This is a genomic window from Exiguobacterium sp. SL-10 (assembly GCF_004337025.1).
Classification (GTDB): Bacteria; Bacillota; Bacilli; order Exiguobacteriales; family Exiguobacteriaceae; genus Exiguobacterium.
The window spans coordinates 35,637-46,008 of sequence record NZ_SJUP01000016.1; the positions used below are offsets into that span (position 1 = coordinate 35,637).

The 10,372-nt window shown below is 54.3% G+C and carries 12 protein-coding genes; all 12 read left to right on the forward strand.

Annotated elements, in window-relative coordinates; genetic code table 11:
* Nucleotides 1-130: 130 nt before the first annotated feature.
* The 12 genes from hprK to EVJ33_RS14040 all read left to right on the forward strand — a co-directional run bounded on the left by hprK (nucleotide 131) and on the right by EVJ33_RS14040 (nucleotide 10,221).
* Complete coding sequence (gene hprK, locus EVJ33_RS13985) at nucleotides 131-1,069, forward strand: HPr(Ser) kinase/phosphatase (RefSeq protein WP_131438046.1); 939 nt, start codon at nucleotides 131-133, stop codon at nucleotides 1,067-1,069.
* Nucleotides 1,069-1,887 (forward strand): prolipoprotein diacylglyceryl transferase, encoded by an 819-nt coding sequence (lgt, locus tag EVJ33_RS13990; RefSeq protein WP_131438048.1) that lies wholly within the window; start codon nucleotides 1,069-1,071, stop codon nucleotides 1,885-1,887. The genes hprK and lgt overlap by 1 nt, the downstream gene beginning before the upstream one ends.
* On the forward strand, nucleotides 1,887-2,537 hold the full coding sequence (gene ppaX, locus EVJ33_RS13995) for a pyrophosphatase PpaX (protein ID WP_131438049.1): 651 nt from the start codon (nucleotides 1,887-1,889) through the stop codon (nucleotides 2,535-2,537). The genes lgt and ppaX overlap by 1 nt, the downstream gene beginning before the upstream one ends.
* The gene (locus tag EVJ33_RS14000; protein ID WP_131438051.1) at nucleotides 2,530-3,012 is read left to right on the forward strand and encodes an acyltransferase; all 483 of its coding nucleotides are present in this window, start codon (nucleotides 2,530-2,532) and stop codon (nucleotides 3,010-3,012) included. Before ppaX ends, EVJ33_RS14000 begins: the two co-directional genes overlap by 8 nt.
* Before the next feature lie 295 nt (nucleotides 3,013-3,307).
* Nucleotides 3,308-4,780: a tetratricopeptide repeat protein gene (locus EVJ33_RS14005; RefSeq protein ID WP_236634640.1), complete on the forward strand. Its 1,473-nt coding sequence runs from the start codon at nucleotides 3,308-3,310 to the stop codon at nucleotides 4,778-4,780.
* 68 nt (nucleotides 4,781-4,848) lie between these two features.
* The gene (trxB, locus tag EVJ33_RS14010; protein ID WP_131438053.1) at nucleotides 4,849-5,802 is read left to right on the forward strand and encodes a thioredoxin-disulfide reductase; all 954 of its coding nucleotides are present in this window, start codon (nucleotides 4,849-4,851) and stop codon (nucleotides 5,800-5,802) included.
* 125 nt (nucleotides 5,803-5,927) lie between these two features.
* Nucleotides 5,928-6,800, forward strand: a complete 873-nt coding sequence (rapZ, locus tag EVJ33_RS14015; RefSeq protein WP_029595053.1) for an RNase adapter RapZ — start codon at nucleotides 5,928-5,930, stop codon at nucleotides 6,798-6,800.
* Between the two features lies 1 nt (nucleotide 6,801).
* Entirely contained in the window at nucleotides 6,802-7,797 is a 996-nt protein-coding gene (locus EVJ33_RS14020) for a gluconeogenesis factor YvcK family protein (protein ID WP_131438055.1), read from the forward strand.
* A gap of 31 nt (nucleotides 7,798-7,828) precedes the next feature.
* Nucleotides 7,829-8,782 (forward strand): DNA-binding protein WhiA, encoded by a 954-nt coding sequence (gene whiA / locus EVJ33_RS14025; RefSeq protein WP_131438057.1) that lies wholly within the window; start codon nucleotides 7,829-7,831, stop codon nucleotides 8,780-8,782.
* Nucleotides 8,783-8,868: 86 nt separating this feature from the next.
* Nucleotides 8,869-9,105, forward strand: coding sequence for a hypothetical protein (locus EVJ33_RS14030; protein ID WP_021065439.1), 237 nt, complete (start codon nucleotides 8,869-8,871; stop codon nucleotides 9,103-9,105).
* Between the two features lie 95 nt (nucleotides 9,106-9,200).
* The gene (locus tag EVJ33_RS14035; RefSeq protein WP_131438059.1) at nucleotides 9,201-9,716 is read left to right on the forward strand and encodes a DUF2179 domain-containing protein; all 516 of its coding nucleotides are present in this window, start codon (nucleotides 9,201-9,203) and stop codon (nucleotides 9,714-9,716) included.
* 64 nt (nucleotides 9,717-9,780) lie between these two features.
* Nucleotides 9,781-10,221 carry a hypothetical protein gene (locus tag EVJ33_RS14040; protein WP_131438066.1) on the forward strand — a complete coding sequence of 147 codons (441 nt, stop codon included), beginning with the start codon at nucleotides 9,781-9,783 and terminating at the stop codon, nucleotides 10,219-10,221.
* Nucleotides 10,222-10,372 lie beyond the last annotated feature (151 nt).

A 10,372-nucleotide genomic window follows, 5' to 3' on the forward strand; every position in this document is an offset into this window, starting at 1 on the left:
TATACCCGTTCTACGGAATTGCCACAATTTAGTTTCAATTGTTTTTTTCGGCGCGTTTCGACTCACTTTCGTTGACGCTTCTCAAGTATAGCTATGATACAATAATGAGCGTGAAAGGGGCAGATTACTCATGCAAAATATCGTACGCACGGCTCAACTCGTTGAGCGCTTCAAACTTCAAGTCATCGCCGGGGAAGAGGGACTTCATCGTCCTGTCGCCACACCGGACCTCAGTCGACCGGGACTCGTCCTTGCCGGCTACTATACCCACTATGCGAAAAATCGGCTTCAAGTGCTCGGGAAGACGGAGCTCACGTTTTATGCGAGCTTGTCGGAAGAGAGCCGCCGCGAGCGGGCGAAGATTTTATGCACGGAATCGACACCGGGCATCCTCATCACGCGCGGCTTCGATATCCCGAAAGAGATTGAAGAAGAGGCCGAGGCGGCGAACGTCCCGCTCATGCGCACGAACGCGGTGACGACGTCGATCGAGTCACAAATCACGAACTTCCTCGAGATGGAACTCGCGCCGATGACGGCGATGCACGGCGTACTCGTCGACATCTATGGCGTCGGGGTGCTCATCAAAGGACAGAGCGGTGTCGGGAAATCCGAGACCGCACTCGAACTCGTCAAACGGGGCCACCGTCTCGTCGCCGATGATTCGGTCGAGATTCGTCAGACCGGGGACCAACTGCTCGTCGGTTCGGCACCGAAGCTGATCCGTCACTTGCTCGAGATTCGTGGGATTGGCATCATCGACGTGATGACGTTGTTCGGTGCTGGCGCCGTACGCTCGCACAAGAAAATCAGCTTGATCATCAACCTCGAGAACTGGGATGCGGGCAAAGTATATGACCGCGTCGGGCTCGATCATAACACGATGAAAATCATCGACAGCGAAGTGCCATTACTCACAATCCCGGTCCGTCCGGGACGAAACTTGGCAGTTATCGTCGAAGTTGCGGCGATGAACTATCGCCTGCAGAACATGGGCATCAACACGGCCGAAGAGTTTGCCGAACGGCTCGCGAACGCCATCCATGATAACGAAGGGGAGATGGAATAATGGTAGAGCCGACATTTGACCGCGTCGCGTTTGAAATCGGATCGCTCCCGATCTATTGGTACGGCATGATCATCGCCTTCGGTGCGATGCTCGGTCTCATCCTCGCCTTGTTCGAGGCGAAACGACTCAATTATGATTCAGAACGGGTCGTCGACGTCATCATCTGGTCGATTCCGATCAGTATCGTCTTTGCCCGGATTTACTACGTCATCTTCCAATGGGATTACTATAGCGAGAACCTCGGACAAATCATCGATATCCGCCAAGGTGGGATCGCGATTCATGGCGCCATCTTCGGAGCGCTCCTCGTCGTCGTCATCTATTGCATGCGCAAGTCGATGTCGTTCTGGAAAATCACGGATATTCTCGCTCCGTCGCTCCTGCTCGGACAAGCGGTCGGACGTTGGGGGAATTTCATGAACCAAGAGGCGCACGGTGCCGAGACGACGAGCCGTTTCTTGAAAGAGACACTCTTCCTCCCGGACTGGATCGTCAATCAGATGTATATCGACGGGGCTTACTACTTGCCGACATTCTTGTTCGAGAGCGTCTGGAACATCATCGGCGTCATCTTGCTCGTCGTCTGGCGTATGGTCGGTAACCCACCGCGCGGCTATATCTTCTTGTCTTACTTCGTCTGGTATTCCATCGGCCGCTTCTATATCGAAGGACTCCGGACCGATAGCTTGATGGCCGGTGACCTCCGGACGGCAGAGCTTGTCTCGATTGCGATGATCGTGTTCGGTGTCGTCATGATGATCGTCCGCCGCAAAGCGAAACGATACGACGACCCTTCAGAGAAAGGACTGTTTGATTGATGGATACACTTCTATTTGACTTAGATGGTACGTTGCTCGATACGAACCCGCTCATCATCGCGAGTTTCCGTCACACGCTCGGGTACTACTTCCCGGATGAGACGTATCGCGATGAGGACATCTTCCCATTTATCGGACCGACGCTCGAGAAGTCGTTCAAAGCGCTCAATGAGCCGGAATGGAAAGAGATGCAGGCGTTCTATCGCAGCTTCAATATCGCCATGCACGACCAGCTCGTCGCCGAGTACCCCGGTGTGATCGAGGGGCTATACCGCCTCCATGCCAAAGGCTACAAGATGGGGGTCGTCACGTCGAAAGGCCGTCCCGTCGTCGAGCATGGTTTGCGTCTGTTCAACATCGACCACTTGTTCGACGTCGTCGTCACGGCCGACGATGTCGTGCATGAGAAACCACACGCTGAACCGGTCGAACGTGCGCTCCGTGCGCTCGGGTCGACGGCGGACCGTGCCGTCATGGTCGGAGACAACGACACGGACATCTTCAGCGGGAAAAACGCCGGTACGAAGACGGTCGCTGTCGGTTGGGCCCTCAAAGGTCGTGCGTTCCTAGAAGCACTCGAACCGGACGTCATCATCGACTCGATGGAACATTTCGAGGCGTGGCTCGATGAGGTCACGATTCATGCGTAAGACGGAACGGTTTCGTCTCGACGGACCGAACCCGCTTTGGCAGATGTATCGGACGATCCGTTTCCTGCGCGTCTTCAAGAACACGACCGTCATCCTCATCGGCCGGTACTTCCCGTCCGTCAAAGCGAAGCGCTGGTTATACCAGACGTTTCTCGGCATGGAGATCGGCGAGTATAGCGCGCTCGCTCTCATGGTGACGCCGGACGTCATGTTCCCGGAGCGCATCTCAATCGGCCGCAACACGGTCATCGGCTTCAACTCGACGATTCTCTGTCACGAGTACCTCGTCGACGAGTATCGAATCGGGGATGTCCATATCGGGGATGAAGTGTTGATCGGGGCGAACGTGACCATTCTTCCGGGTGTCACGATTGGCGACCGCGCCGTGATCGGTGCTGGTGCTGTCGTCCATCGCGATGTTCTACCTGGAGAGCGCGTCGTTGGGGCAAAGCTCCATACCGTCGACACGAAATAGACACAATTTAGCACGAAATCATTTTGAGGTCGAGACACGTATGACCACATAAAATTACTAGGGCGGTATCACTTTTTTTAAAGGGGATGCCGCTTTTTTGTGTCTGTGGGCGCTGACCTGAAACCACCATATTTTTGTCAGAAAGTATTTAATCGACCTAGCAAAATATATTCATTATAGAAGGAATATAGTCCCGATTTTTTTTAAGTTTTTCAGTTGCCCTCGTTGTTTGAGTGCGGTATTCTTAACCCTGCAACTAAAAAAAGATTTAGAGATGATGTGGAGGATTTAGAATATGGAAGCGAACTATGAAGCATTAATGACGCTGCCCGAACCAGAATCTCCGCTCGCCGCGGAGCTCCACTACTATAGAGGTCGTCGTGCGTTACGTGAAGGTCGCCTAGATGAAGCGACTTTTTTCATGGCTGAAGCCACTGCCGCCGCAGCCCACCGCGTCGACTATCACAAACAGTACGCTGAACTGTTATTTGAAGTAGGGGAGATCTATCACGCCAATGATGTGTGGAAACGGGTGCTAGAACTCGATGAGACGTCAACCGAGGCCTTGTATCACCTTGCGAGCAATTGTGCTTATATCTCTTTATATGAAGAAGCGGCGATGTATGCGAAACGTTACCTCGACGTCGAGGCACACGGACGCTATGCGGACTCTGTCCAATCGCTATTAGAACTGATCGAACTCGAGCAAGAACTCGAGGATGAAGATGAAGACGAGTTGATCACGTGGCATACCGAAGCCCAGCAACATATCGACAAAGGGCGACTGTTCGCTGCCAAGTCGACGCTCGAACGATTGATTGACCGCTACCCGCGCTTTTGGCCGGCGTTCAACAACTTGGCCATCGTCAATTTCTATCTTGGCAACGATGAAGCGGCATTCGAGACGCTCGAGTATGTGCTCGACGAAAACCCAGGCAACTTGCATGCGCTCTTAAACACGATTCTGTTGTTGCATGAAGCTGGACAATCGGAAGCGGCGCTCCAACTGTCGGTCCCGCTGACACGTGTCCGTCCACTCCAGTTCGACTTACGCTACAAACTCGCCACGACACTCGCGCTCGTCGGTCAATATGACCGCGCGTACGAAGAACTTCGCCTGTTGAAAGATCGCGGATTCCGTGGGGATTCACTGTTCGGGCATTGGCTCAGCGTGTCCGCCTACAAGACCGGGCGTCTTGAAGAAGCGGCCACCTATTTGAACAGTGACGAGTTGAAACAATTTGAAGAAGCGAGCCCGTATGACATTCGCGACAACCTCGAGTTTCGTTCGGCACTCGTCCAAGGGTTGCGCCAAGAAGAAGACGCGGCTCGAATCGAAATCATCCGAATCATCTCAAAACTTGCCGACGACGAGGCGTTTGAAGCCCTCGCGTTGACGAACGGGATCACCGACAACGAGATGGTGATCGCCTTCGCCGAGAAATGCCGCGCCGAGATTTGCGGGGCCCCGTTCATGGGTGACACTCGAATCACTCGAGCGTATGATGCTCTCGTGCTCGCCGAGACGGAAGTGACGGAAGCGGAACAGATGAGCCTCGAAGGCGATTTCTATGAACGATTTTCCCGTCTGCTGCTCGCCGATGCATCGTTTGAGGATGTCACGGCATCGGCCGCGGCCCTCGTATGGATGTTCTATGCGAAGCGGGATGCCCTCGTCCTCGACGACTGCGCGACCACGTTCGGAATCGATGTCTTGACGCTCACGGAGACGATCCGTTCGTTCAAACAGACACTCGAACAAGCATAAAGATAGACGATACCTCCCTAGGTTTCTTATACTGAAGTCAATCAATTTCATGCAGAGGTGGAATCATTATGACAGAAGAAAAAATCTATGACGTCATTATCATCGGGGCCGGCCCAGCCGGAATGACAGCGGCACTTTATGCGTCGCGCGCCAACTTATCGACACTTATGATCGAACGCGGTATCCCCGGTGGTCAGATGGCGAATACGGAAGATATCGAAAACTATCCAGGATACGACAGCATCCTTGGCCCAGACTTGTCTCAAAAAATGTTCGACCACTCGAAAGCATTCGGGGCGGAGTACGCTTATGGCGACGTCCAAAGTATCTCGGACGAGACGGAATACAAAGTCGTCCACGCGCACAACCGTGACTATAAAGCACGGGCGATCATCCTCGCTTCTGGCGCGCAGTACAAGAAAATCGGTGTCCCGGGCGAAGAAGAGCTCGGCGGCCGCGGTGTATCGTACTGTGCGGTCTGTGACGGGGCGTTCTTCAAAGGGAAGAACTTGTTCGTCATCGGCGGCGGCGACTCAGCTGTCGAGGAAGGCGTGTTCTTGACACGTTTTGCCGACAAGGTGACGATCGTTCACCGTCGCGACGAGCTTCGCGCGCAGAAGATTCTTCAAAAACGGGCGTTCGACAACCCGAAAATCGACTTCATCTGGAACCATACGCTCAAAGAGATCGTGGAAGCGGACGGTAAAGTCGGTGGGGCGCGTCTCGTCAGCACGGTCGACGGGACCGAGTCGGACCATGAGATCGACGGCGTGTTCATCTATATCGGCATGAACCCGATCACTGGTTTCGTCAAAGACCTCGGCATCACGAACGAGCAAGGCTATATCGTCACGAACGAAGCGATGGAGACGACAATCCCAGGGATTTTCGCAGCCGGAGACGTTCGCGACAAGACGCTCCGTCAAGTCGTCACCGCGACGAACGACGGATCGATTGCCGCTCAAAACGCGCAACATTATATCGAGGGACTCCTCGAGGCGTTGCACGAACAACAGGCGTGACATGAGGGAGAAGGGATTGCGGGCGACCGCAATCCCTTCTCTTTTTTTCAGACGTTCGTTATACTAAAGACAGAAGAGAGCTGCACACACGGCTCGGTTGTCAATTTTAAGGGGGCGTCAGTGACATGGAAGACTTTAAAGGATTAGAAGAATTGATCATCATCAGCGGGATGAGCGGGGCCGGGAAATCGGTCGCAATGAATAGCTTTGAGGATCTCGGCTATTTTTGCGTCGATAACTTACCGCCGGTGCTGTTGCCGCAATTGATCGATGTCATCAGCTCGGTCCGGCCGAAGATCGCCGTTGCGATCGACACACGGACGCGTGACTTCATCGACAGCCTGTTCATCGTCATCGATGACTTGGAACAGAAGAACGTGCACCCGCACTTGCTCTATCTCGATACACGGGACGAAGTGCTCGTGCGACGCTACAAAGAGACGCGCCGGTCGCATCCGCTCGCCCCGGAAGACGCACCGCTCGTCGGTATCGGCATGGAGCGTTCGTTGCTCGAAGGGTTCCGAGATCGGGCTCACACACTCTACGATACGAGCGATTTGAAGCCACAGATGCTCAAAGACCGCATCTTGCTCCAGTTCAATGAGGAACGGATCCCGTTCACGGTCAACTTCATGTCGTTCGGGTTCAAGCACGGTGTCCCGCTCGACATTGACCTGTTGTTCGACGTTCGCTTCATCACGAACCCGTTCTATATCCCGGAGCTCCGTCCGCTTACCGGGCAGACGGAAGAAGTCCAGAATTACGTCATGTCGCACCCAGAGGCGCGAGCGTTTTATAAGAAGCTGATCGACATGCTCGAGTTCCTGTTACCGCAGTACAAGCGGGAAGGGAAGACGCAAGTCGTCGTCGCCTTCGGCTGTACGGGCGGCAAGCACCGCTCGATCACGTTCGCCGAAAAAGTGTCGGCGCATTTCGCTGAGCGCTATAACGTCAAGACCGTCCATCGCGACCTCGCGCATGCGACGAAGGAGAAATGAGATGAGACGCGATAGAAAAGTAGTGGCGATCGGTGGCGGTACGGGCCTCTCGACGCTCGTCCGGGGCTTGAAGCACTATCCGCTTGATATCACGGCCATCGTCACGGTCGGGGACGATGGGGGCAGCTCGGGGCGCCTCCGGGACGAGTTCCATATGTTGCCGCCGGGTGACATCCGAAACGTCATCCTCGCCTTGTCCGAGGTCGAGCCGCTCATGGACAAGATTCTGCAATATCGGTTCGACAGCGGCTATGGCCTCGAGGGCCACTCGCTCGGCAACCTCATGTTGACGGCGGCGACGCATATTTGTGAAGGGTCGTTCGTCAAGGCGGTCGACGTCTTGTCGCAACTGCTGAACGCGCAAGGCAAGGTGCTCCCGGTGACGGAGACGCTCATGACGCTCGCGGCCGAATTTGAGGACGGGACGATCGTCAAAGGCGAATCGAAAATCCCGCTCGTCGAGAAACCGATCAAGCGCCTGTTCTTGCTCGAAGATGGTATTAAGCCGGCGGCCGGTGTCGTTGAGGCGATCGCGGACGCGGATTTGATCGTGCTCGGGCCAGGCAGTCTGTATACGAGCATCATCCCGAACTTGTTGATTCCGGAAGTGCGTGACGCCATCGTCCGCTCTAAAAAACCGGTCGTCTATATCTGCAACGTTATGACGCAGCCGGGTGAGACGAAAGGGTACGACGCGATGAGACATTTGAAATCGATCGAGGCGTACCTTGGCAAGTCGACGGTCGACACGATCGTCGTCAACAACGAACCGATCGAGGACATCTATTTAGAGCGTTATCTCGAAGACGGCTCGGAAGAGGTCCGCTTCGACCGGAAAAAGCTACGAAATTACGGCACGAACGTGCTCGCGGGTGACATCGTCGACTATAACCGTGACTATATCCGCCACGACTCGGATGCGATCGCCGGACTCGTCATGCAGCGCGTCCTGCGCATCAAGAAACCACGCTCATTCCAAGAGCTTGAGCTGAAATAAGTTACGTTTGAACAGAAAGGAGGGGACTGGCATGAGCTTTGCCTCTGACGTCAAAAAAGAATTGACGCAACTCGTCGTGACCGATGCCGAGGCGAAAGCGGAACTATCCGCGCTCGTCCGGATGAACGGGGTCATCTCGCTCGCCTTAGGACGAGGGATGACGCTCGACGTCTCGACCGAGAACGCCGCCATCGCACGCCGCATCTATTCCCTCATGAAACGGCTGTACGACCATCATCTCGATTTGTTCGTACGGAAGAAAATGCGATTGAAGAAGAATAACGTCTACATCGTCCGCGTCGCCCAGCGTGCCGAGACGATGCTTCGCGACCTCGAGATCCTCGGGGAGAACTACGAGATGATCCGCACGCTCAACTCGGATATGACACGTGATGAGAATCTCGCCCGTGCCTATTTACGCGGGTCGTTCCTCGCCGGCGGGTCAATCAACCATCCGAAGACGTCGTCGTACCATCTCGAGGTGTATAGCCTATACGAGAACCATAACCAGGCGCTGCGTGACCTTGCCAACCGCTTCGGCTTGAACGCGAAGACGCTCGAGCGGAAGAAAGGGCATATCCTCTACATTAAAGAAAGCGAGAAAATCTCGGACTTCTTGAAGCTCATTGGGGCGACGCGAGGCATGCTCGACTTCGAAGACGCGCGCATCATCAAAGATATGCGCAACTCGGTCAATCGGCTCGTCAACTGTGAGACGGCGAACTTGAACAAAACGGTCGGTGCGGCGCTCCGCCAAGTCGAGAACATCAAGTTCCTCGAGCGCACGGTCGGACTTGAGATTTTACCGGTCAAACTCCGGGAAATCGCCGAACTTCGGGTCACCCATCAAGACGTCTCGCTCCAAGAACTCGGCGAGATGCTTGAAACGGGACCGATTTCGAAGTCGGGGATTAACCATCGGCTCCGCAAGATCGACCAGATCGCGGAGAAGGTGCGCAACGGTGAAGAAATCAGCTCGTCATGACGCCGGTTGCGCCAAAACCATTCTTCCTATATAATTAGCAATTGTGTATAGGACTTAGAAATGTAATTTAAAGGAGCTTCATGATTATGTCGAATGCAAAGAAAAGAATTTCGCTCACGATCGACGCTGATTTAGACCAGGTCATCACGGAGCGAGCGAAACAAATCGGGATCCCGAAAAGTGCCCTCGTCACGTTCGCAACAAGCCTCTTCCTCAACCAATTGCGCGCGGAAGAAGTATTGTCAGGCGACACGAACGCCATCTATCAGGTCATCCGTAAAGATTATGAACTGCTTACGAGCGTTGATAACTTAGACAAATAATTGCGAAAGGCTGACTCCGGTCAGCCTTTTTTGGTTGCATCCGGCCTTGAAATTTGGAATAGTGGTTATATTGAATTCGAATGGAGGTCGATCCTATGGGGCAAATCTTGCTCATCCTATTGTTACAACTACTCTACGTACCGGTGCTGACGCTTCGGACGATTATGCTCGTCAAAGGGAAAACGATGATTGCGGGGCTGTTTGGAACGCTTGAGACACTCATTTACATCTTTGCGCTCGGTATCGTATTCCAAGATTTGACGACGCTCGGGATGATCGTCTATGCGGTCGGGTTTGGACTGGGGATTCTGCTCGGGGGCTATGTCGAACGAAAACTTGCCATCGGCTACAATATGATCCAAGTCCACACGCAAGAGTTTCCGGCCGAGCTCATCCAAAAGATGCGCGACAGCGGCTATGGTGTGACGCACTATCAAGGGCAAGGTCGTGATGGTGTCCGGTATCGCCTCGATGTCTTGGCGGCGCGGACACGGATGAAAGATTTGCGACAAATGGTCGAGGAGTATGAACCGAAGGCGTTCCTCGTCGCATTCGACCCGATCGACTTTAAAGGCGGCTATATGATGAAAGGGCTCCGACGCCCGAAATGAACGGGACGACTCACAGCAGTGGGTCGTTTTTTTCATGGAACGGGGAATACAAGATACAAAGGAGATGAGCGAGTTGAGACGAAAAGGATTATGGCTTATCGTGGTCGGATTGATTCTCGTCGGTGGCGCGCTGCTGGCCACCTCGTTTTGGAAGTCGGAGTCTTCCATCAAACCACCACTCCCAACGGTACGGGTCGGGTCGGTGACGGCAGAAGTGAAGCAGTCGACATTCTGCTGGTCCAATGGGAATGAGGCAGTATGCGAGGACCACGGCTTGCCAGAAGCGGATGACTTGCAGCTCATACCGGTCGAGCCGGGCGCAGAGATAGAGATCGACTTCCATGCCGAACCGTCGAACGCCTCGTTCCATCAAATCGTCAACGGGGAGCTCGTTCGGTCTGAACCCATCGTCCCCGACGCACCAGGAATCTACTTGTTCGAGACGGGCGGAGATTGGCCGCAAGGGGATAGCCGCTATGTGTTCGGGGTCGAGGTCAAAGAGTAAACAAAAAACCCCATCCTCCGAGGAGAGGGCACTGAAAAACTTCAAATGTTTTTGAACAGAGGAGCGCCGTCCCGGAAGGGATGGCGCTCCTCTGTTTTCATCGCCCTTCAGCCGCCCTGTCCGGCACGCCGCTTTCCTGGGGGCGGGCTGC

Coding starts and splice junctions, on each gene's coding strand:
- hprK (WP_131438046.1), top strand. CDS start 131: ATGCAAAATATCGTACGCACGGCTCAACTCGTTGAGCGCTTCAAACTT.
- lgt (WP_131438048.1), top strand. CDS start 1,069: ATGGTAGAGCCGACATTTGACCGCGTCGCGTTTGAAATCGGATCGCTC.
- ppaX (WP_131438049.1), top strand. CDS start 1,887: ATGGATACACTTCTATTTGACTTAGATGGTACGTTGCTCGATACGAAC.
- EVJ33_RS14000 (WP_131438051.1), top strand. CDS start 2,530: ATGCGTAAGACGGAACGGTTTCGTCTCGACGGACCGAACCCGCTTTGG.
- EVJ33_RS14005 (WP_236634640.1), top strand. CDS start 3,308: ATGGAAGCGAACTATGAAGCATTAATGACGCTGCCCGAACCAGAATCT.
- trxB (WP_131438053.1), top strand. CDS start 4,849: ATGACAGAAGAAAAAATCTATGACGTCATTATCATCGGGGCCGGCCCA.
- rapZ (WP_029595053.1), top strand. CDS start 5,928: ATGGAAGACTTTAAAGGATTAGAAGAATTGATCATCATCAGCGGGATG.
- EVJ33_RS14020 (WP_131438055.1), top strand. CDS start 6,802: ATGAGACGCGATAGAAAAGTAGTGGCGATCGGTGGCGGTACGGGCCTC.
- whiA (WP_131438057.1), top strand. CDS start 7,829: ATGAGCTTTGCCTCTGACGTCAAAAAAGAATTGACGCAACTCGTCGTG.
- EVJ33_RS14030 (WP_021065439.1), top strand. CDS start 8,869: ATGTCGAATGCAAAGAAAAGAATTTCGCTCACGATCGACGCTGATTTA.
- EVJ33_RS14035 (WP_131438059.1), top strand. CDS start 9,201: ATGGGGCAAATCTTGCTCATCCTATTGTTACAACTACTCTACGTACCG.
- EVJ33_RS14040 (WP_131438066.1), top strand. CDS start 9,781: ATGAGCGAGTTGAGACGAAAAGGATTATGGCTTATCGTGGTCGGATTG.